Here is a 20,188-nt window from a genome sequence, read left to right on the forward strand (position 1 = left end):
TCTATGCCCGAAAACGACCGCCTCAGCGGCTGTTTAGACGAGATCAACTTAGAGTTTGTGGAGCGAGAGGCAACACCGAAACTGTTGATGAAGCTCAGTATTCAGCTCCATTTGTCTGGACTGTCGCTTTCGAATACTGTTTCATTTCTTGAGGTATTCGGTGTTGATCGAGTTCGATCCACCGTTCATAACTGGGTACACAAAGCCGATCTACAGCCGGAAGCTGGTCGGAGCCCGAATCACGTTGCGGTTGACGAGACTGTGATTCAGCTCGATGATGAACAATACTGGCTGTACGCTGCTGTCGATCCTCAGTCAAACGATTTGCTACATACAAAGCTTGAGCCAACAAGAACGAACGTGATCGCAGATCAGTTCTTCACGGAACTCCGCGACAAACACGACGTAGATGACGCGATCTTTCTCGTTGATGGTGCGGTTCCACTCCACCGAGCTTGTGACAAACACGGCCTCGATTTCAGATACGAACGACATGGAAATCGAAACAGCGTCGAACGTGTTTTTCGTGAGATAAAACGCAGAACTACCAGTTTCTCAAACTGTTTTAGCAACGCCAAAGCAGAAACAGCAAACGAGTGGCTCAGATCGTTCGCCTTCGCATGGAATCAGCTTATCTGAACACTGCCGTCGAGCGCGCACGAGTATTTAAAACACCACGCAACTCCGGTCACACCGGGAGGGGCGTGGAGGCCCTATCCGAACGCGATGCCCGATCCGAGCGAGACCTCCGAGCGCCGATTCGAGTCGAACCCGACCGTCTGTCCGTTCTGCGGGGTCGGCTGCAGCGTCGAGTACGCCGGCCGCGGGAGCGCGACGGGCGTCGAGGGGCCCGTGAACGGCCGCGGGGAGATCTGTCCGAAGGGGGCGGCCGCGTTCGACGTGGTGGACCACGGGGACCGCCTGACCGAGCCGCTGGTCGAACACGGCGGGACCTTCGTCACGGCCCCGTGGTCGGAGGCGCTCGACCGCGTCGCGAGCGGGATCGGAGAGGTGGTCGAGGAGCACGGGGCCGACGCCGTCCAGTTCTTCGCCTCCTCGAACTGTACGAACGAGGAGAACTACGTCCTCCAGAAGCTCGCGCGCGTCCTCGGCACGAACAACGTGGACAACTGCGCCCGGCTCTGTCACGCCTCGACGGTCGCCGCGATGAGCGAGCGGTTCGGCGCGGGCGCGATGACGAACACCCTCGACGACCTGGGGGAGGCGGACTGCATCTTCGTCAACGGAGCGAACCCGGCCGAGCAGCATCCGGTCGCGTTCCGGTCGTACATCCTCCCGGCGGTCCGCGACGGCGCGACGCTGGTCCACGTCGATCCCCGCGAGAACGACACGACGGAGGCGGCGGACGTCCACCTCCCGCTGCGGCCCGGCACCGACATCCAGCTGTTGAACGCGGTCGCCGCGGTGCTCGTCGAGGAGGACCTCGTCGACGAGGGGTTCCTCGCGGAGCGGACGACCGGCTTCGACCGGCTGCGCGAGCACCTCGCCGGCGTCGACGTCGCGGCGAGCGCCGAGGCGGCCGGCGTCGACCCCGAGACGGTCCGGGAGGCGGCCCGGGCGTACGGCGAGGCCGACCGCGCGGCGGTCATCACCGGGATGGGGACGAGCCAGCACCGCTGCGGCACCGACAACGTCCACGCCCTGCTCAACCTCGCGCTGCTGACCGGCAACGTCGGCCGCCCGGGAACCGGCGTGAACCCGCTCCGCGGCCAGAACAACGTCCAAGGGGCGAGCGACGTCGGGGGGCTCCCCGGCGTGCTCCCCGGCTACGAGCCGGTGACGGACCCGGACGCCCGCGAGCGCGTCGCCGACGAGTGGGGGGTCGAGCCGCCGGCGGAGCCCGGGCTCACGGAGGTCGAGGCCACCCACCGCTTCGGCGACGAGGTGCGCGCGGCGGTCGTCTTCGGCGAGAACCCGGCGGTCACGGAGCCGAACGCGACCGCGGTCGCGTCGGCGTTCGACGACCTCGACTTCTGCGTCGTCATCGACCTGTTCGAGACGCGGACGGCGGAGCACGCCGACGTGGTGCTTCCGGGGAGCGCGTGGGCGGAGAAGTCCGGCACCGTGACGAACACCGACCGCCGCGTGATGCGGATGCGGCCGAACGCCGACCTCCCGGGGAGCGCCCGGCGGGACTTCGAGATCCTGACCGAACTCGGCCGTCGCCTGACCGACCGGCCCGAGGAGTTCGCGTACGACGGGCCGGCGGACGCGTTCGACGAACTGACGCGAGTCGCTCCGATCTACGAGGGGATGAGCTACGCGGGGATCGGCGACGGCTACCAGCGGTGGCCGTTCGACGCCGAGGCGGGGACGGGGACCGACGTGTTACACGCGGAGACGTTCGCGACCGGCGAGCGGACCGCACCGCTCGCGGTCGTGGACGCGGTCCCGCCCGCGGACGACCTCGACGCGGGCGAACTGACGCTGACGACCGGTCGCGTCCTCCAGCACTTCAACAGCGGGGCGCTCAGCCGGCGCTCGGACCGCCTCATGGCGATGCGCGGCGAGGACGTCCTCCAGATCCACCCGGCCGACGCCGCCGAGCGCGGGATCGAGGACGGGGACCGGGTGACCGTCTCGAACGAGCGCGGGACCGTCGAGGCCGCGGCCGACGTGACGCCGGCGGTGCGCGAGGGGGTCGCGTTCTGCACGTTCCACTACGCGGAGCCGCTCGCGAACGCCCTGACGGGCGACGCGCTCGACCCGGCAGCGAAGATACCGGAGTTCAAGCACTCGGCGGTCGCGGTCGAACCGGCCGCCTCGGCGGCCGGGGAGAGCGGCGCGGCCGGCGAGGGCGACGCGGCCGCCGGGGACGACTGAGCGGCGTCGTCGCTGCCGGGGCCGGCGGGGGATCCGCCCGACTGCGCCGAAGTGTTCCCCGGCGACGGGGAGAGTATCGCTCGTGATATCCGGGTGGTACTCCTTTTATAACCCAAACGGAGAGGGCGCAGTATGGCTTCACGTGGGGAGTTCGGTCGAGGCGACTTCGGGCGGGGCGGTTTGAACGACGGACTCGACGCCGCCGAACTGGTCGAGGAGATCGGGCTCGACGCCGACGAGATCGCGTGGCGGAAGGAGTTCGTGGGATTCGACGAGGAGGACGAGCGGCGGCTGAGCCGGTACGAGGACGCGTTCGCGGAGAACGCGGAGCGGATCGCGGACGACTTCTACGACAACCTCACCGGGTACGACCAGACCGTCGACGTGATCGGACGGTCCGAGAAGGGGATCGAACAGCTCAAGCGGACGCAGTCGGCGTACCTCGTGACGCTCGCCGAGGGGGACTACGGCCCGGAGTACTTCGAGGACCGGGCGCGGATCGGGAAGCTCCACGACATGCTGGAGATGCCGATGAAACACTACCTCGGCCAGTACGGGGTGTACTACGACCTCATCCTCCCGCTGGTCGGCGACCGGCTCGTCGACTCGCTCACCGACCGGCTGGCCGAGGACGGTGCGGACGGCGAGGTGGACGACGAGACGGCGGCGGCGGTCGAAGCGGAGGTCGACGACGCGATCGAGGACATCCTCTCGGTCCTCCGGATCGTCAACCTCGACATACAGGTCGTCACGGACACGTACATCCACTCGTACAGCGAGAAGCTCTCCGAGGCGATCGAGGAGAACGAGCGGCTGATGGCCGAGGTGGAAGAGGAGGTCCGAGAGCCGATCGGCGACCTCCGCGAGTCGGCGAGCGACGTCGCCGACAGCGCCGCCGAGGTCGGCGACGCGGCCGAGGACCAGTCGCGGCGGGTGGCCGAGGTCTCGTCGGAGGTGGCGAACCTCTCGGCGACCGTCGAGGAGGTGGCGTCGACCGCCGACGAGGTGGAGCGGACGAGCGCTCGGGCGGAGACGCTCGCGGCTGACGGCCGGGACGCGGCGGACGACGCCGCGGCGGCCATGGACGACATCGGCTCCGCCGTCGACGAGGTGGCCGCCGACGTCAGGGCGCTCCAGGACCGCGTCGAGGAGATCGACGAGTTCGTCGACGCGATCAACGGGATCGCGGACCAGACGAACCTGCTCGCGTTGAACGCGTCGATCGAAGCGGCCCGGGCCGGCGACGCGGGGGCTGGGTTCGGCGTCGTCGCCGACGAGATCAAGTCGCTCGCGGAGGAGTCACAGCGCCACGCGAGCGACATCGAATCGATGGTCGACGGGATCCGCACCGACACCGAGGAGACGGTCGAGAGCCTCTCGGAGACGACCCAGCGGGTCGACGACGGGAGCGAGCGCGTCGGCGACGCGACCGAGAGCCTCTCCGCCATCGCCGAGGCGGTGACCGAGACGGCGAACGGGATCGACGAGGTCTCCGACGTGACCGACGAGCAGGCCGCCGCCGCCGAGGAGATCGCGGCGACGATAGACGGCGTGGTCGAGCAGTCGAACGACATCACCGAGGAGATGCGGGAGCTGGCGGCCGAGAGCGAGCGCCAGTCGGAGGCGGTCGAGGCGCTGGAACGGACCGTGCGTCGGTTGGCCGTGAGCGACGGAGGCGACGGGTCCAGTCGGGCGTCCCTGACGGACGGCGGGAGGCCGGCCGGGGGAGCAGGCGGCGGGAGGCTGGCCGGGGGAACGGACGGCGACCGAGAGGTTCCGCCGGGCGTTCCCGAGGGGATGCCGGAGTTCGTTGTCGACCGACTCTCCGACGAGGAGCTACGGGCGATCGCGGCCGAGGAGGGGGACGGGGACGACCCGTTGTGAGGTGGGCGGACCTGTGAGGTGACGGACCTGTGAGGTGGGCGGACCGATCGGCCGCGGGCGAACCGCGGCCGCGGACCGCGTTCAGGGCGTGAAGTACGCCTCCGCTCCCCGAAGGTCCGGGAGTTCGCGGAGCGCGCGGGCACCGCAGCGGCCGCAGGCGGTCGGCTCGTCGGGGTCGTCCGGTAGCGCGAACACCGTCTCGCAGGCGTCGCAGACGACGTAGCGGAGCGCGAGCGACGGGGCGTCGGTCATGGCCGCAGTAGGCGGGCGACGCACTTGAACCGACGCCCGCCCGCGACGCGTCGCTACTCGCCGGAACCCGGATCGCCGGACGACCCGATCCGCGCCTCGTACTTCGCCAGCGCCTCGTCGAGCGCCGCGGTAGCGTCGACGTCGGCCGCCTCGGCGAGCGCGAGCAGCGCGAACAGCGCGTCGCCGACCTCGTCGGTCGCGACCGCGGCGGCGGCCGGGTTGCGCCCGTAGTCGGTCGAGGTCGTCACCTCCTTGGCTATCTCGCCGACCTCGCTCTCCAAGTCGAGGGCGTGGTAGGTGAGGTCGGTCTCCAGGCCGTACTCGTCGACGAACGCGGCGACGCGGTCCTGCTCGTCCATGTGCGTCGCCTCCCCGCGGTCGGACAAGAAGCCCCCGCTCGACGAGGCCGCACCGCCGGCTTCGACCGTGGCGAGGACGGCCGGTCACGCAACCCTGAAGTCGCGAGCGACCGCACGGATCGTATGAAAATCGCCATCTTGGGCGGCACCGGAGACATCGGGGAGGGGCTCGCGCTGCGGCTGGCGGCGGACACGCCCCACCGGGTCGCGGTCGGCTCGCGGGAGGCCGAGAAGGCCGAAACCAAGGCCGAGGAGTACACCACCGAACTGGAGAGCCGCGGGCTCGACGCCGCGGTGACCGGCGGGGAGAACGCCGCGGTCGCCGCCGACGCCCGGATCGTCGTCCTCGCGGTCCCTCCGTACCACGTCGGGGACACCGTCGGGGCGGTGGCGGAGTCGCTCGACGACGGCGACGTGCTCGTCTCGCCCGCCACCGGGATGAAACGCGACGAGGAGGGGTTCCACTACCACAAGCCGGGCGCGGGGTCGGTGACGCAGATCGTCGCCGACGCGGCCCCCGAGGGGGTCACCGTCGTCGGCGCGTTCCACAACCTCGCGGCCGCACGGCTGGCGAACCTCGACGCGGAGCTGGGGGTGGACACCCTCGTCATCGGCGACGACGAGGACGCGAAAGCGACCGTGGCGGACATCGCCGAGGGGATCGAGGGGCTGCGCGCGCTCGACGCCGGCGGGATCGCCAACGCACCCGAAATCGAGGGGTTGACGCCGCTGCTCATCAACGTCGCGCAGAACAACGACGGGCTTCACGACCTGGGCGTCCGGTTCCAGTAAGACGATCCGGTTGTCGGCTGTGGGTCGTTGATCGGTCCGGACAGGGTCGACGATCCGGTCGGTCGCTACGACGCGGTTGCTGCTGGGGACACGACCACCGAAGCCCCAGCCGCTCGGCTACACGCAGTCACTGTTCCGACAGAAACCACCGAAGCCCCAGCCGCTCGGCTACACGCAGTCACTGTTCCGACAGAAACCACCGAAGCCCCAGCCGCTCGGCTACACGCAGTCACTGTTCCGACAGAAACCACCGAAGCCCCAGCCGCGAGGACTCGCGCGACTCGCTGCGCTCCTCGCTCAGTCACTACGTTCCTTCGCTGTGGTGCTTGCGTCGTCGTGCTTCGCCCTCGCGGCTGCCCCTTCGAGTCCCGCCCCGCACGGCACCTCACGCCTCCCCAGCCTCGTCGGCGGTCCTCCGCTTCGCTTCGGACCGCCGACTCCCTCGCGCGTGCTCCTCGCGGCCGCCTTCGGCGGTGCGCTCGGAGGCACGCGCCGACCGGTATCGTCTGCCTGTCACGGGGCGGTCGTCGCGCGGTCGGCGGATCCGACCCCGCCGGCGGTTCCGTTAGGCCTTTGCGCGGGCGTCCCCTCCACACGGTAGATGGAGTACTTGCAGCGTCGGGTCGGGTTAGTCGAGGACCGGATCGAGTCGGTCATCGACGAGGTCGAGCCCGACGAGCTGTCCGACGAGGTCGGCCACGTCGTCCTCGCGGGCGGCAAACGGGTCCGCCCCGCGGTGACCGTCCTCGCCTGCGAGGCGTTCGACGGCGACCCCGAGGAGGCGGTCGACTTCGCGGCCGGCATCGAGTTCGTCCACAACGCGTCGCTCGTGGTCGACGACATCATCGACCGCTCCGAGGTCCGCCGCGGAACCGCCGCCGCGTGGGCGGAGTTCGGCTACGGCCCGGCGATCATCGCCAGCGACGGCCTGCTCGGCGAGGCGTTCGCGCTGTTCTCGACGGACCCCCGCGCGATGCGCACCGTCGCCGAGGCGATGGTCGAACTCGGCGAGGGCGAGGCGACGGAGCTGGCGGCGCGGCCGACCAACGAGGCGGAGTACATGGAACTGGCCCGCCGGAAGACGGGCGCGCTGTTCCGCGCCGCCGCCGAACTCGGCGCGGTCGCGGGCGGCGCGGAGCCGCACGCGATCGACTCGTTCGGCGAGTACGCCGAGCGCGTCGGCGTCGCCTTCCAGATGCGCGACGACGTGTTAGACGCCACCGCCGACGCCGACGACCTCGGCAAGCCGACCGGGCAGGACGCCGAGATGGACCGCCCGTCGGTCCTCCAGGTCACGTCGCTGTCGCCCGAGGAGATCAACGAGCGCGCCCGTTCGGAGTCCGAGCGCGCGCTCGCGGCCCTCGACGACGCCGACCCGCCGGAGACCGAGGCGATCGAGTACCTCCGCGACCTGGCGGAGTTCGTCGTCGTCCGCGAGCGATAGGAGGGGAGAGGCGACCCGCCGGCGCGCTCAGTCGTCGGCCGGTTCTTCGACGGCGTTCTCGCCGATCGGCTCGCTGTCCCAGTACGCGTGGTCGTCGTCCGTCCGGAAGCAGGCCGCCGTCCGGCCGTCGCCCACGTCGTACGCCGGGGGCGTCGACTCCCGGCAGGCCGCGCGCGCCTGCGGACAGCGCGTGTGGAACCGGCAGCCCGAGGGCGGGTTCCGCGGCGAGGGCACGTCGCCGCGGAGGGTGTCGAACGCCTCGTCGCGCGCCTCCGTGGTCGCGCGCGGCACGCTCGACAGGAGCGCCTTCGTGTACGGGTGCGCGGGGTCGTCGAAGATTTCCTCGACCGGCCCGATCTCGACGATCTCGCCGAGGTACATCACCGCGACGCGGTCGCAGACGTGCCGGACCACGCCGAGGTTGTGCGCGATGAAGAGGAACGTGAGTCCGAACTCCTCTTGGAGGTCGTCGAGGAGGTTGAGGATCTGCGCCTGAACGCTCACGTCGAGCGCCGACACCGGTTCGTCCAGGACGACGAAGTCGGGGTCCAAGGCGAGCGCGCGGGCGATCCCGATCCGCTGGCGCTGCCCGCCGGAGAACTCGTGGGGGTAGCGGTCGAGCTGGTCGGCCGAGAGCCCGACGCGTTCGAGCAGGTCCCCGGCGCGGGCCCGGCGGATCGCTCGGTCCGAGGCGTCGACCGAGACCGTCACGCCGACGCCGTCGTCGGTCGTCTCGACCGTCGTTCCGAGCAGGTCGTCTCCCCGGTCGAGGACGGCAACGACCCCCTCCTCGTCCTCGCGGACGGTGACGCCGACCCGCGCGACCCCTTCCTCGGCGTCGACCACGCGGTCGACGTCGTCGTCGACGTGAACCGTGACGGCCGCGGCGTCGAGGGAGGCCCCCTCGACGGTCAGGTCGGCGGTCGTCTCGACGCTCGGGTCGCTCCGGGGGAGCCCGTGGATCCGGAGCCCCTCGGCGACGATGTCGCCGGTGGTCATCCGGGGGTCGAGACTGGAGAACGGGTCCTGGAACACGATCTGCGCGCGCTGGCGGAACTCCGTCAGCTCGCCGTCGCTCATCTCGCGGAGGTCCGCCCCGTCGAACGTGACCTCGCCGGCGGTCGGTTCGCGCAGGCGCAACACCGTCTCGCCGGTCGTCGACTTCCCGCAGCCGGACTCGCCGACGAGCCCGAGCGTCTCGCCCTCCCGCACGTCGAAGGAGACGCCGTCGACGGCCTTCACGCTCTCCGACTCCGCGCCGAGCAGGCGGTCGACGAGCGACTGGTCGTCGGCGTAGTACTTCTTCAGCCCGTCGACGGAGAGCAGCGGGTCGCTCATTCGCCCGCACCTCCGTCGTCGTCGAAATAGTCTTGCGGGAGCGCGTCCGCCGGGTCGTACTCGCGGTCGGCGAGGACGCACTTGGCCCCGTGGTCGGCGGCGGCGTCGACGGCGCGTTCGTCGGGGCGGTCGAGACACGCCTCCATCGCCTTCGGACACCGGTCGGCGAAGTAACACCGGTCGCCCATCTCGGCGTCGACCAAGCTCGGGACGTTGCCGCCGATCGGTTCGAGCCGCGCCTTCGGGTCGTCGACGTCGGGGATCGAGCCGAGCAGCCCCTGCGTGTACGGGTGAACGGTCTCGTTGAACACCGAGTCGAGCGTGCCGCGCTCGACGACCTCGCCCGCGTACATCACGCAGACGCGGTCGCACATCTCGGCGATCACGCCCAGATCGTGCGTGATGAGCACGATACTCATACCGCGGTCGTCCTGGATCTCCTTCAGCAGGTTCAGGATCTGCGCCTGAATCGTCACGTCGAGCGCGGTCGTCGGCTCGTCGGCGATCAACACGTCGGGCTCGCCGGCGAGCGCCTGCGCGATCATCGCGCGCTGGAGCATCCCGCCGGAGAACTGGCCGGGGTACTCGTCGACGCGCTCCTCGGGGTCCGGGATCCCGACCTGCCCGAGCAGTTCGACGGCCCGGTCCATGCTCTCCTCGCTCGTGTAGTCGCGGCCGGGGACGATCCCGTCGAGGAGGTACTTCCCCAGCCCGTACCCCTGCGTCCGCGAGCGCGTCGAGCGGGGGTTCGCCCGCGCTCGGCGCTGCACCTCGACCGCCTCGGCGATCTGCTCGCCGACCGTGATCGAGGGGTTGAAGCTGCTCATCGGGTCCTGGAAGATGACGCTGAACGACGGGCCCCGCAGCGACCGGCGGACGCGGGGCGGCGCGGTCCGGAGGTCGACGTGGCTCCCGTCGACCCGCACCGACTCGTTCCCGCGGAACTCGTCCGCGAGGTCGGGGTCGCGGTACCACACCTCGCCGGCGGTGACCCGGCCGGGCGTCTCCACGAGGTCGACGAGCGACAGCGCCGTCACCGACTTGCCGGAGCCGGACTCGCCGACGACGCCGAGGATCTCGTCTTCCCGGAGGTCGAAGGAGACGGACTCCACCGCGTTGATCTGCCCCTCCTCGGTGAAGAACCGGGTCGAGAGGTCCCGCACCGAGAGCACGTTGTCGGCCCCCGGCGTCCCGCTCGGGGTCGCGTCACCGATCGATCGGGAGGCGATCCCCTCCTCGGCGTCGCCGACGCGGGGGGCGTCGCTCATGCGGCACCCCCTTCGCCCTCGATGCCGGGGTCTAGGGCGTCGCGCAGCCAGTCGCCGAGCAGGTTGATCCCGATCACCGACAGCATGATCGCGAGGCCGGGGATCGAGGCGATCCACCACTGGCCGGAGGAGACGTAGTCGCGCCCCTGCGAGATGTCGAAGCCCCACGACAGCGTCGTCCCGGAGAAGCCGAGGAACGACAGGGAACTCTCCAAGAGGATGATCGCCGCCACCTGCACCGTCCCGAGGACGATGATCGGCGTCACCGCGTTCGGCAGGATGTGCCGGAGGATGATCGTGTTGTCGTCGGCACCGAGCGCGCGCGACGCCTTCACGTACTCCTGCCCGCGTAAGGAGAGCGCCTCCCCGCGGGCGACGCGGGCGAACCACACCCAGTTGACGAGGCCGACGACGATCACCACCGTTATCGGCAACACGAAGCTCTCCGGCATCTCGGGCGCGAGCCCGGCGGCGACGAACGGGTCGGGGACGTCGACCGCCGCGCGGCCCCACAGCCCGATTAAGGCGACCGCCAACACGAGCGAGGGGAACGCGAGGCTCACGTCCGCGATCCGCATCAGCACGTCGTCGACGCGGCCGCGGTGATAGCCGGCGAGCAGCCCCACGGGGACGCCGATGGAGGCTGCGAGCAGGGTTCCGAGGACGCCGACGACGAGCGAGGTCCGAGCGCCGTACACCACCCGCGAGAACATGTCGCGGCCGAGCCCGTCGGTGCCGAACACGTGCTCGGGGTCGGCCGTGATCTCGACCTCCTCGGTGACGGTCTGGATCTCGCCGTCGACCATCTGCGAGGTGGTCCGCTCCTCCGTCTGGGAGAAGCCGATCGGCGGGAGCTCGCTCTGGTTGAGCTGTTGGTCGGTCGGGTTGTGGGGCGCGATGAACGGCGCGAACACGGCGGTCAACGCGATGATGACCACCAGCGCCAGCCCGAGCTTCGCGAGCCCGCTCTGCCTGAACTCCTTCTTGAGATTTCGGATGACACGTGAAGATACCATGTTAGTCGTTCACTACCCCCGGGTCGAGATAGGCGTACACAACGTCGACGAGGATGTTCACGAGGACGAAGCTCGTCCCGATGACGATGAGACTCCCCTGAAGCGCCGGCCAGTCGCGCTGGTTGATGCTCTCGATGACCAGCGTGCCGAGGCCGGGCCACGAGAACACCGCCTCCGTGATGACGGCCCCCCCGATCAGCGTCCCGAGCTGGAGCCCGAGGACGGTGATGACGGGGATGAGCGTGTTCCGGAGCGCGTGTTTGTACCGGATCAGCGTCTGCGGGAGGCCCTTGGCCCGCGCGGCCTGGACGTAGCCCTTGCTGAGCTCGTCCAACATCCCCGACCGCGTCAGCCGGGTGATGAGCGCCATGAAGTAGGTGCCCAAGGCGATCGCGGGCAGCGTGATGTACGCGAGCCACGCCAGCAGCGTCCCGACGAACGGCTCGGCGTTCACCACCGACAGCGCCACGTCGCCGACGTCGACCCCGCGGCCGCTGGTGTTGAAGATGTCGAACTCCACGGCGAAGATCAGGATGAGCATGATCCCGAGCCAGAAGTTCGGCGTCGAGATGCCGCCGAGCGACAGCAGGGTCGCGCCGTAGTCGACCGGCTCGTTCCGGTTCGTGGCGCTGACGACGCCGAGCGGGATCGCGAGGACGATGGCGACGACGCTGGCGGCGACCGCCAGTTCGACGGTGGCGGGCAGTCGCTCGAACACGAGCGTCGTGACCTCCTGTCCCTTGATGTACGACCGGCCCATGTCCCCCTGAAGCAGGTCGAAGACGTACTGGCCGTACTGGACGTACAGCGGCTGGTCGAGCCCCAGCTCGGCGGCGATCGCGGCGCGCGTCTCCTGCGACGCGTCGAGCGGCGCGACCGCGTTGATCGCGCTGCCGGGCGTGACGAACCGGAGCGCGAACACGACTGTGATCACGCCCCAGACGACCCCGACCCCCTGGAGGCTTCTTTTGAGTGCGAATCTGCCGAATGACATTAATAACGGTATGGAGAGATGGCGGCGGCGTTACTGTTGCGTGGCGGTGTCGGGGTCGATGAACTCGTCGCTCCGCGGCACCCACGAGATGTCGCTGGAGACGCCGTAGACGCTGAACTGCTGGTGCATGAACACCCACGGGGCCAGATCGTGGGCGAGCTGGTTCGCCTCTTGGAGAATTCCGACGCGCTCGTCGGGGTCCTCCGTCGCCTCGGCGTCCGTGAGCAGTCCGTCGAGCTCCTCGTTCTCGAGGACCGTCAGCGCGCCGCTCGACGAGAGTAGCGGCGTCAGCGTCTGGCTGCCGTCGAACTCGCCGTTCCCCCAGCCGAGGAGGTTGAAGTGCGGGCGGTCCTCGATGTCCGGCGCGGTGACATCCTGAACGAGCGAGGAGAACTCGCGCTGTTCGACCTCACAGGAGACGTTCGACAGCGAGTCGATCTGGTTGGCCGCCGCCTGGGCGATGTCGACGTCCCGGAGGTACCGACCGATCGGGGTTTCCAAGGTGATCTCGACGCCCGCGTGGCCGGACTCCTCGACGAGCCGCTCGGCCTCGTCGGGGTCGTACGGGTACGGCTCGATGTCGGGGTTGTAGCCGACGTGCCCCTCCAGGGTCGGCTGGGCGGTGATGTTGCCGAAGCCGTTGAGCACGTTCTCGATGATGCTCTCGACGTCGACCGCGTGGTTCAGCGCCTGCCGGAACTGCTGGCTGGAGAACGGCTCCACGTCGTAGCGCATCTGGAGGAAGATGATCCGCGCGCTCGGCACGGAGTTGATCGACGCCACGTCGGAGTTGTTCACCCGGGAGACCTCGTTCGGGGGGACGTTCGTCACGATGTCTGTCTCCTCGGCGAGCAGTTGGTTGACCCGCGTGCTCGACTCGCTGGAGGCGCTCATCCTGAGTTCGTTGACCGCCGGCGCGCCGTCCCAGTAGTCCTCGTTCGGCTCGTAGAGGACCTCGGTACCCGAGTTGTACTCCGTGACGCGGAACGGGCCGGTTCCGTTCGCGTTCCGGTTGATGTAGTCGCCGCCGTTCTCCTCGACCCACGACTGCTGGACGATTTCGCCGTTCGTCGCGAACAGCTGGAAGGCGATCGGGTTGTACCCCTCGAACGAGACCGTCACCTCGCCGTCGCCGGCCGTCACCTCGTCGACCACGCCGAGGTCGTTCGACTGCGGACTGGCGATGCCGACGTCCTCGAAGACGATCCGGCGGATGCTAAAGCGGACGTCCTCCGCGGTCAGGTCGTCGCCGTTGTGGAACGTGACGCCGTCCCGGAGCGTGAACCGGACGCTCCCGTCGTCGGTCCGCTCCCAGTCGTCCGCGAGGCCGGCGATGATGCCGCCCTCCTTGTCGCGGTCGAGGAGGCCCTCGTACGCCTGCCCGACGATGATCTCCGTGTTCGTCTCGGCGTGGTCCTGCGGGTCGAGCCCGGAGTCCATCTGGCCCATGGTGACGCCGAGTTCGAAGGCGTCGCCGCCGTCCTCGCCGTCTTCGCCGTCCATCCCGTCCTCGCCGTCGCCGCCGTCCATCCCGTCCTCGCCGTCGCCGCCGTCGCCGCCGTTTCCGGAACACCCCGCGAGCCCGACCGCGCCGGCCGTCCCGGCGTACTTGAGTACCGTCCGCCTATCGATGTGATCGTCGTTGTCAGTAGGCATAGGCGATCCCATACGACAGAACGTTATGAACCTACCGGCGGACGCAGCGTCTGTCGCCACCGCCTGCTGGCGATCCGTTGACAGAACGTCTCGCCGAATTCCCGCCGGTCAGCGGCGGAACGGGCGTCTCCGGCGCGAGTGGAAACCGACGCCTATGTAGGGGCGCGGCCGGTAGCCGCGACCCATGAACGGAGCCGATCCCGGACCGCGATGGGGGGCGGTCGAGGAGGACGCGGAGTCGACCGCGGCGGCGTACCGAGAGCGCGGCTGGCGCGCGTTGACGGCCCATCCCGGCGACGTGAACCCCGTGCCCGACACGGCCCGGATCGACGTGTTGCTGCCCGGGTCGGAGTTCGAGGAGGCGCTGTCGGCGGTCGAGGACGCCGCGATCGACGGCGTCGACGTGTACGCGGGGGCCGCGGGAGGCGTCGCGTACCGGCTCGTGGTCGCGATCGACGAGGCCGCGGAAGTGGTGCTGTGCGTGCCGACGTACCTCCGGGACGGCGACCTCGCCTCGCTGCGCGCGGCCGCCGAGGCGTCGGGGTCGCTCACCGTTCGGCTGCGTCCCCTCGACGACCGCGATCACGTCGAGATCGCGGTCGACGACCCCGCGGTGTTCTTCGACGCGCCCGAGGCGTGAGAACCACGTGCGTGGGTATCGGGGCCGGCGTCTGACTTCGACGTATTCATAGTTGTGCGATCGCGATCATCGGTATGAATCGCGCAGAGAAGGCGGCCCTCCAGCTACAGGCGGTCGCCGTGTTGCGGATGCTGAAGGAGACGCGAACGTACGAGGAGCTGTCGGCGGTCACCGGGTTGCCCGCCGGGGACCTGAACCGGTACGTGAACGGCCACGTGCTGCCCGGCACGGACCGCGCGAGCGAGGTCGTCGAGTCGGTCGGGCGCGAGGCGCTCGCCGACGAACTGGTCGCGCGCGTCGAGTTCGACGACGAGGGGTACGTCGACAACTCCGGGGTCGTCTTCGACCAGTCGTTCCTCGACCTGGTGGCCCCGGTCGCCGCGGAGACGTTCGAGTTCGAGTCGCCGGACGTCGTCCTGACGGCCGCGACCGACGGGATCACGCTGGGCGCGGCGATGGCCTCCTTCTTCGACGCCCGCTTGGCGTACGCCAAGAAGTCGAAGGAGACCGCCGTCGAGGAGTTCATCGAGTCGCGCCAGCGGCTCGCCTCCGGCATCGAGCTCACCTACTACCTCCCCGCGAGCGCCATCGACCCCGGCGACACCGTCCTCGTCGTCGACGACCTGATCCGCTCGGGCGAGACCCAGGAGCTCCTCTTGGACATCGCCCTACAAGCCGACGCCGACGTCACCGGCGTGTTCGCGCTCATCGCGGTCGGCGACGAGGGGATGGACCGCGCGCGAGCGATCACCGACGCGCCGGTCGGGGCGCTGACGACGTTCGAGTAGCCACGTTCTCGCATACTATTCGAGTATAGACAGGAATTTACCCCGTTTCGATCCGCGTTCGTGTATTACTGAGCGGGGCGTTCAGCAAGGCTTATCACTCGATCCCGGGGAACACTCACCCGTTCAATGGGGCTTTCAGACACGCTGGCCGCGCGGTTCGACGTCGAGTCGCACGGGTCGGACGTCCGCACCGAACTGGTCGCCGGGCTCACCACGTTCCTCGCGATGTCGTACATCATCGTGGTGAACCCCGCGATCCTCTCGGAGGCGATCCAGATCGAGGGGTACGGACAGGGAGAGGTGTTCCAGATGATCGCCATCGCGACGATCCTCTCGGCGGCGGTCGGGACGGTCGTGATGGCGCTGTACGCCAACCGCCCGTTCGGGCTCGCCCCGGGACTCGGGCTCAACGCCTTCTTCGCGTACACGGTCGTGCTGGGGCTCGGCATCCGGTGGCAGACGGCGCTCGCGGCGGTGTTCGTCGAGGGCGTCCTGTTCATGCTTTTGACCGCGGTCGGGGCTCGCGAGTACGTCATCCGGCTGTTCCCCGAGCCGGTGAAGAAGTCCGTCGGGGCCGGTATCGGACTGTTCCTGCTGTTCATCGGCCTCCAGGAGCTCCAGATCGTCGTCCCCGACGACTCGACGCTCGTCACGCTCGGCGGGATATTCGGGAACCCGTGGGCGATCCTCGGCGTCCTCGGCCTCGTCCTCACGTTCATGCTGTGGGCGCGGAACGTCACCGGTGCCATCGTCCTCGGGATCGTGACCACGTCGCTCGCCGGCTGGGGGCTCACGCTCGCCGGGGTCTTCGACCGCGGGACGATCACCCCCGAGTCGCTGCCGGCGGCCCAGTACGACATCACGCCGCTCGCGGGCGCGTTCCTCGACGGGCTCTCCGGGATCGACCCCCTCACGTTCGTCCTCGTCGTGTTCACGTTCTTCTTCGTCGACTTCTTCGACACCGCCGGGACGCTGATCGGCGTCTCGCAGTTCGGCGACTTCCTCGACGACGACGGCGACCTCCCCGACATGGACAGGCCGCTGATGGCCGACGCGGTCGGCACCACCGCCGGCGCGATGCTCGGCACCTCCACGGTGACGACGTACATCGAGTCGTCGACCGGCGTGGAGGAGGGCGGCAGGACCGGTCTCACGGCGCTGGTCGTCGCGCTGCTGTTCGTCGCGTCCCTGGTCGTGATCCCCCTCGTGGCGGCGATCCCGGCGTACGCCTCCTTCACCGCGCTGATCGTCGTCGGCGTGATGATGCTCCAGGGGCTCGTCGAGGTCGACTGGAGCGACCCCGCGTGGGCGGTCTCCGCGGGGCTCACGGTCACCGTGATGCCGTTCGCCTACTCCATCGCGGACGGGCTGGCGGCCGGCATCGTCGCGTACCCGATCATCAAACTCGCCGTCGGCGAGGGCGACGAGGTCGCGCTCGGCCAGTACGCGATCGCCGCGCTGCTCGCGGTCTACTACGTCCTCTCGACCGCCGACCTCATCCTCTGAGGCGGCCCGGGCGGCGCGATATCACGGCGTCGCCGGAGCGCCTTCGATACGGTCCGGCGGAGCGCCTTCGACGCGACCCGCCGGTGCGCTCTTGTGGGGTCGGGGAGAACCCGAGGCCGAGAGACCGGACTCATGACCGATCACCCGGACGACTCCACCGTCACCGTCGCCGACCGCGACCGACACGCGAGCGACCCGGCCCGCGAGCTCGCGCTCGACTGCGTCACCGCCGGGATCGAGGCGGCGCACCCGGCCGGAGTCGTCGCGGACGCGCTCTCTTTAGAGGGCGACCGACTCGTCGTCACGACCGTCGACGGCGAGGCCGCGAGCCGCGACCTCGACGCGTACGACCGGGTCGTGGTCGTCGGCGCGGGCAACGCCGCGGGCCACTTCGCGGCCGCGCTGGAGGGGCTGCTCGGCGACCGGATCGCCGGCGGCGCGGTCGTCACCGACGACCCGGTCGAGACCGAGCGGGTCGCGGTCCTACCCGGCGACCACCCGACCCCGAGCGAGGCGGGCGTCGAGAGCGCCCGTCGGGTGCGGGCGGTCGCGACCGACGCCGGCGCGTCGGACCTCGTGATCGGGCTGATAACGGGAGGCGGAAGCGCGCTGTTGGCCGCGCCCGCGGCGGGGGTCGGGCTCGACGACCTGCGCGAGACGACCGAGGCGCTGCTGGCCAGCGGCGCGACGATAGCCGAGATCAACGCGGTCCGGAAGCACCTCTCGGCGGTGAAGGGCGGCGGGCTCGCCCGGGCCGCCGCGCCCGCCGACGCGCTCGGACTCGCCGTCAGCGACGTGACCGGCGACGACCCGAGCGTTATCGCGAGCGGCCCCCTCTCGCCCGATCCGACGACGCACGCGGACGCGCTCGCCGTCCTCGACCGGCACGGCGTCGAGGTCCCGCCCGCCGTCGAGAAGCGGCTCGACCGCGGCGTCGCCGGCGAGGTCGCGGAGACGCCCGGACCGGGAGACCCCGTCTTCGACGGCGTCGGGGTCCGGGTCGTCGCGAGCGCGCGCACGGCGCTGAACGCGGCCCGCGAGGTCGCGGCCGAGCGGGGGTACGAGCCGCTCGTGCTCTCCTCGCGGGTGCGCGGCGAGGCCTGGGAGGCGGCGAAGACGCACGCGGCGGTCGCAGAGGAGTGCCGGGCGGCCGGCGACCCGGTCGACCCGCCCGCGGTCGTCCTCTCGGCGGGCGAGGTGACGGTGACGCTCGGCGGCGACCCCGGACGCGGCGGGCCGAATCAGGAGTTCGCGCTGTCGGCGGCGCTCGAACTCGACGCCGCGGGACCGGACGGCGAGGGCGTCGCCGTCGCGAGCGTCGACACCGACGGGATCGACGGAGCCACCGACGCCGCGGGGGCGCTGGTCGACGACCGATTCGCGGGCGGAGACGGGGGGGACGGGTCGCTCGACCGCGAGGCGGCCGCGAGGGCGCTCGACGGGCACGACGCCTACGGGGTCCTCGACGACGCCGGCGCGCTGCTCCGGACCGGCCCGACCGGCACGAACGTCAACGACCTGCGCGCGGTCGTGATCTCGGCGGGCGCGGACGACTCTCCGGCGTCGGACGAGTAGCGCCCGGGGGTTCGGGGGAGGCCCGAAGCGCGTTCGGGAGGGACCGCGCGAGTCGTGTTGGGAAGGGGCAATCCGAGGCGCGTTCGGAAGTGACTAAGTGGCGGCCAGCAAATTCTGCGACATGCAGACGCTGCTCCTCAACGCGGACGACGTGTCGGAGAACGCCGAGATGGACCGCGTGATCGACGCGGTCCGCGGCGCGTTCACGGCCTACGAGCGCGGCGACGCCAAGATGCCGGCGAAGTCGTACATCGACCTGCCCGAGTACAACGGCGACTTCCGGTCGATGCCCGCGTACCTCGACGTGCGCGAGGAGGACGTCGCCGAGGAGACGGCGACGGGCGACGGGTGGGACGCCGCCGGTATCAAGTGGGTGAACGTCCACACCGACAACCCCGCCGACCACGACCTCCCGACCGTGATGGGGACGATGATCTACTCCGACCCGGAGACGGCGTTCCCGCTGGCGGTGCTCGACGGGACGACGCTGACGATGAAGCGCACCGGCGCGGCCGCCGCGGTCGCCACCGACCACCTCGCCGTCCCCGACGCCTCCTCGCTCGGGATCGTCGGCGCGGGCGTCCAGTCGTACACGCAGCTGGAAGCGATCGCGGAGGTGCGGGACATCGAGGAGGTCGTCGTGAGCGACCTCGACGAGGAGCGCGTCGCCGACTTCATCGACCACTTCGAGGACCGGTTCGACGTGCGCACCGGGTCGATCTCGGAGGCCGGCCACTGCGACATCCTCTCGACGGTGACGCCCGTCGAGGACCCGATCGTCGGTCCCGACGACGTGGGCGAGCACACGCACGTCAACGCGATGGGCGCGGACGCGGAAGGCAAACACGAGCTGGCCGACGACCTCCTGCTGGACGCCACGATCGTCATCGACGACCACGAGCAGTGCACTCACTCCGGCGAGATCAACGTCCCCTACGCCGCGGGGACGCTCGCCGACGACGACATCTACGGCGAGGTCGGCGAGATCGTCGTCGGCCGGCGCGCGGGCCGCCCCGGCGCGACGGGCACGTCCGCGGACGCCGACGGCGTGCGCGGCGTCAGCGTCTTCGACTCGACCGGCCTCGCGATCCAAGACGTCGCGGCCGCCCGGGTCGTCTACGAGCGCGCCGACGAACTGGACAACGGCTACCCGTTCGACCTGCTCGGACTGGACGACTGAGTCCGGCCCGTGCCCGGCCGCGGCGACCGACCCCGACGCGCGGATTTTTCACCGACGCCGCCCTATTGAACGCGTGAGACTCGTCAGCGTCGCCGCGCTCGCGGAGAACCGGGTGATCGGGAAGGACGGCGAGGTGCCGTGGCCGCACATCGAGGCGGACGTCAGGCAGTACCGCGAGCGCGTCGCGGGCTCGCCCGTAGTCTTGGGCCGCCGCACGTTCGACTCGATGCGCGACGACCTCCCCGGGAGCCGGCAGATCGTCGTGAGCCGCAGCGTCGACGCCGTCGACGTGCCGAGCGCGACGGTCGCGAACGACGTCGAGGCGGCGCTCGCGCTGGCCCGCGAGGTCGCCGAGGACGCGGTCGACGACGGGACGGCGGTCGCCGCCGAGGCCGACCCGACGCCGGGCCGGACCGACGGGGACGGGGTCGTGTACGTGCTCGGGGGCGGGACCATCTACGAGCTGTTCCAGCCCCATCTCGACGGGATGGCGCTGAGCCACGTCGACGGGAGCTACGAGGGCGACACCTACTACCCGGAGTGGAACGAGGAGGAGTGGGAGGTCGCGGCCAAGACCGACTACGACCGGTTCACCCTGCGCGAGTGGGTCCGTCGCGGGCGTTGAGCGGAGCGGAGATCGACGGCGCGATTT

General features: G+C 70.1%; 18 protein-coding genes. 11 read left to right on the top strand and 7 right to left on the bottom strand.

What is annotated here, in order from left to right; all coding sequences use genetic code 11:
• Nucleotides 1-3 precede the first annotated feature (3 nt).
• The 3 genes from NAF06_RS03650 (at nucleotide 4) to NAF06_RS03660 (ending at nucleotide 4,728) form a co-directional block, all read left to right on the top strand.
• The gene (locus tag NAF06_RS03650) at nucleotides 4-639 is read left to right on the top strand and encodes an IS6 family transposase (protein ID WP_251106153.1); all 636 of its coding nucleotides are present in this window, start codon (nucleotides 4-6) and stop codon (nucleotides 637-639) included.
• A gap of 87 nt (nucleotides 640-726) precedes the next feature.
• On the top strand, nucleotides 727-2,844 hold the full coding sequence (gene fdhF, locus NAF06_RS03655; protein WP_008582202.1) for a formate dehydrogenase subunit alpha: 2,118 nt from the start codon (nucleotides 727-729) through the stop codon (nucleotides 2,842-2,844).
• Nucleotides 2,845-2,976: 132 nt separating this feature from the next.
• Nucleotides 2,977-4,728, top strand: coding sequence for a globin-coupled sensor protein (locus tag NAF06_RS03660; RefSeq protein WP_239638697.1), 1,752 nt, complete (start codon nucleotides 2,977-2,979; stop codon nucleotides 4,726-4,728).
• 81 nt (nucleotides 4,729-4,809) lie between these two features.
• Here NAF06_RS03660 and NAF06_RS03665 read toward each other — a convergent pair whose 3' ends face one another.
• Both NAF06_RS03665 and NAF06_RS03670 read right to left on the bottom strand, forming a co-directional pair.
• Nucleotides 4,810-4,980 carry a hypothetical protein gene (locus NAF06_RS03665; protein WP_160162865.1) on the bottom strand — a complete coding sequence of 57 codons (171 nt, stop codon included), beginning with the start codon at nucleotides 4,978-4,980 and terminating at the stop codon, nucleotides 4,810-4,812.
• A 53-nt stretch (nucleotides 4,981-5,033) separates the two neighbouring features.
• Nucleotides 5,034-5,339, bottom strand: a complete 306-nt coding sequence (locus NAF06_RS03670) for a MazG-like family protein (RefSeq protein WP_049908618.1) — start codon at nucleotides 5,337-5,339, stop codon at nucleotides 5,034-5,036.
• A 123-nt stretch (nucleotides 5,340-5,462) separates the two neighbouring features.
• Here NAF06_RS03670 and npdG point away from each other — a divergent pair, with 123 nt between their 5' ends.
• Nucleotides 5,463-6,131: an NADPH-dependent F420 reductase gene (gene npdG, locus NAF06_RS03675; RefSeq protein ID WP_008582210.1), complete on the top strand. Its 669-nt coding sequence runs from the start codon at nucleotides 5,463-5,465 to the stop codon at nucleotides 6,129-6,131.
• A gap of 601 nt (nucleotides 6,132-6,732) precedes the next feature.
• Nucleotides 6,733-7,575, top strand: coding sequence for a polyprenyl synthetase family protein (locus tag NAF06_RS03680; protein WP_008582213.1), 843 nt, complete (start codon nucleotides 6,733-6,735; stop codon nucleotides 7,573-7,575).
• 27 nt (nucleotides 7,576-7,602) lie between these two features.
• Here NAF06_RS03680 and NAF06_RS03685 read toward each other — a convergent pair whose 3' ends face one another.
• Genes NAF06_RS03685 through NAF06_RS03705 form a run of 5 tightly spaced genes read right to left on the bottom strand, consistent with a single transcriptional unit; the run spans nucleotide 7,603 to nucleotide 13,847 of the window.
• Nucleotides 7,603-8,913, bottom strand: coding sequence for an ABC transporter ATP-binding protein (locus NAF06_RS03685; RefSeq protein ID WP_008582215.1), 1,311 nt, complete (start codon nucleotides 8,911-8,913; stop codon nucleotides 7,603-7,605).
• Complete coding sequence (locus NAF06_RS03690; RefSeq protein ID WP_008582217.1) at nucleotides 8,910-10,181, bottom strand: ABC transporter ATP-binding protein; 1,272 nt, start codon at nucleotides 10,179-10,181, stop codon at nucleotides 8,910-8,912. Before NAF06_RS03690 ends, NAF06_RS03685 begins: the two co-directional genes overlap by 4 nt.
• Nucleotides 10,178-11,197, bottom strand: coding sequence for an ABC transporter permease (locus tag NAF06_RS03695; protein WP_008582219.1), 1,020 nt, complete (start codon nucleotides 11,195-11,197; stop codon nucleotides 10,178-10,180). Before NAF06_RS03695 ends, NAF06_RS03690 begins: the two co-directional genes overlap by 4 nt.
• A 1-nt stretch (nucleotide 11,198) precedes the next feature.
• Complete coding sequence (locus NAF06_RS03700; RefSeq protein WP_049908620.1) at nucleotides 11,199-12,191, bottom strand: ABC transporter permease; 993 nt, start codon at nucleotides 12,189-12,191, stop codon at nucleotides 11,199-11,201.
• A gap of 30 nt (nucleotides 12,192-12,221) precedes the next feature.
• The gene (locus NAF06_RS03705) at nucleotides 12,222-13,847 is read right to left on the bottom strand and encodes an ABC transporter substrate-binding protein (protein ID WP_008582223.1); all 1,626 of its coding nucleotides are present in this window, start codon (nucleotides 13,845-13,847) and stop codon (nucleotides 12,222-12,224) included.
• Nucleotides 13,848-14,031: 184 nt separating this feature from the next.
• Here NAF06_RS03705 and NAF06_RS03710 point away from each other — a divergent pair, with 184 nt between their 5' ends.
• From NAF06_RS03710 to NAF06_RS03735, 6 genes are all read left to right on the top strand, one after another.
• Nucleotides 14,032-14,487 (top strand): DUF7529 family protein, encoded by a 456-nt coding sequence (locus tag NAF06_RS03710; RefSeq protein ID WP_008582226.1) that lies wholly within the window; start codon nucleotides 14,032-14,034, stop codon nucleotides 14,485-14,487.
• Between the two features lie 74 nt (nucleotides 14,488-14,561).
• Entirely contained in the window at nucleotides 14,562-15,275 is a 714-nt protein-coding gene (locus tag NAF06_RS03715) for a phosphoribosyltransferase family protein (RefSeq protein ID WP_008582228.1), read from the top strand.
• 126 nt (nucleotides 15,276-15,401) lie between these two features.
• Nucleotides 15,402-16,781, top strand: coding sequence for an NCS2 family permease (locus NAF06_RS03720; RefSeq protein WP_008582230.1), 1,380 nt, complete (start codon nucleotides 15,402-15,404; stop codon nucleotides 16,779-16,781).
• Nucleotides 16,782-16,913: 132 nt separating this feature from the next.
• The gene (locus tag NAF06_RS03725; protein ID WP_008582232.1) at nucleotides 16,914-18,356 is read left to right on the top strand and encodes a glycerate kinase type-2 family protein; all 1,443 of its coding nucleotides are present in this window, start codon (nucleotides 16,914-16,916) and stop codon (nucleotides 18,354-18,356) included.
• Between the two features lie 121 nt (nucleotides 18,357-18,477).
• Entirely contained in the window at nucleotides 18,478-19,536 is a 1,059-nt protein-coding gene (locus NAF06_RS03730; RefSeq protein ID WP_008582235.1) for an alanine dehydrogenase, read from the top strand.
• A gap of 73 nt (nucleotides 19,537-19,609) precedes the next feature.
• Complete coding sequence (locus NAF06_RS03735) at nucleotides 19,610-20,161, top strand: dihydrofolate reductase (RefSeq protein WP_008582238.1); 552 nt, start codon at nucleotides 19,610-19,612, stop codon at nucleotides 20,159-20,161.
• Nucleotides 20,162-20,188: the final 27 nt, after the last annotated feature.

Origin of the sequence: Halorubrum hochsteinianum (genome assembly GCF_023702125.1) — an archaeon.
Taxonomy (GTDB): domain Archaea; phylum Halobacteriota; class Halobacteria; order Halobacteriales; family Haloferacaceae; genus Halorubrum; species Halorubrum hochsteinianum.

Excerpts from the sequence above, each read along its gene's own strand:
- NAF06_RS03690 (WP_008582217.1), bottom strand. The coding sequence starts at position 10,181 with ATGAGCGACGCCCCCCGCGTCGGCGACGCCGAGGAGGGGATCGCCTCC.
- NAF06_RS03685 (WP_008582215.1), bottom strand. The coding sequence starts at position 8,913 with ATGAGCGACCCGCTGCTCTCCGTCGACGGGCTGAAGAAGTACTACGCC.
- NAF06_RS03665 (WP_160162865.1), bottom strand. The coding sequence starts at position 4,980 with ATGACCGACGCCCCGTCGCTCGCGCTCCGCTACGTCGTCTGCGACGCC.
- NAF06_RS03710 (WP_008582226.1), top strand. The coding sequence starts at position 14,032 with ATGAACGGAGCCGATCCCGGACCGCGATGGGGGGCGGTCGAGGAGGAC.
- NAF06_RS03695 (WP_008582219.1), bottom strand. The coding sequence starts at position 11,197 with ATGGTATCTTCACGTGTCATCCGAAATCTCAAGAAGGAGTTCAGGCAG.
- fdhF (WP_008582202.1), top strand. The coding sequence starts at position 727 with ATGCCCGATCCGAGCGAGACCTCCGAGCGCCGATTCGAGTCGAACCCG.
- NAF06_RS03715 (WP_008582228.1), top strand. The coding sequence starts at position 14,562 with ATGAATCGCGCAGAGAAGGCGGCCCTCCAGCTACAGGCGGTCGCCGTG.
- NAF06_RS03680 (WP_008582213.1), top strand. The coding sequence starts at position 6,733 with ATGGAGTACTTGCAGCGTCGGGTCGGGTTAGTCGAGGACCGGATCGAG.
- NAF06_RS03720 (WP_008582230.1), top strand. The coding sequence starts at position 15,402 with ATGGGGCTTTCAGACACGCTGGCCGCGCGGTTCGACGTCGAGTCGCAC.
- NAF06_RS03660 (WP_239638697.1), top strand. The coding sequence starts at position 2,977 with ATGGCTTCACGTGGGGAGTTCGGTCGAGGCGACTTCGGGCGGGGCGGT.
- NAF06_RS03650 (WP_251106153.1), top strand. The coding sequence starts at position 4 with ATGCCCGAAAACGACCGCCTCAGCGGCTGTTTAGACGAGATCAACTTA.
- NAF06_RS03725 (WP_008582232.1), top strand. The coding sequence starts at position 16,914 with ATGACCGATCACCCGGACGACTCCACCGTCACCGTCGCCGACCGCGAC.
- npdG (WP_008582210.1), top strand. The coding sequence starts at position 5,463 with ATGAAAATCGCCATCTTGGGCGGCACCGGAGACATCGGGGAGGGGCTC.
- NAF06_RS03730 (WP_008582235.1), top strand. The coding sequence starts at position 18,478 with ATGCAGACGCTGCTCCTCAACGCGGACGACGTGTCGGAGAACGCCGAG.
- NAF06_RS03670 (WP_049908618.1), bottom strand. The coding sequence starts at position 5,339 with ATGGACGAGCAGGACCGCGTCGCCGCGTTCGTCGACGAGTACGGCCTG.
- NAF06_RS03700 (WP_049908620.1), bottom strand. The coding sequence starts at position 12,191 with ATGTCATTCGGCAGATTCGCACTCAAAAGAAGCCTCCAGGGGGTCGGG.
- NAF06_RS03705 (WP_008582223.1), bottom strand. The coding sequence starts at position 13,847 with ATGCCTACTGACAACGACGATCACATCGATAGGCGGACGGTACTCAAG.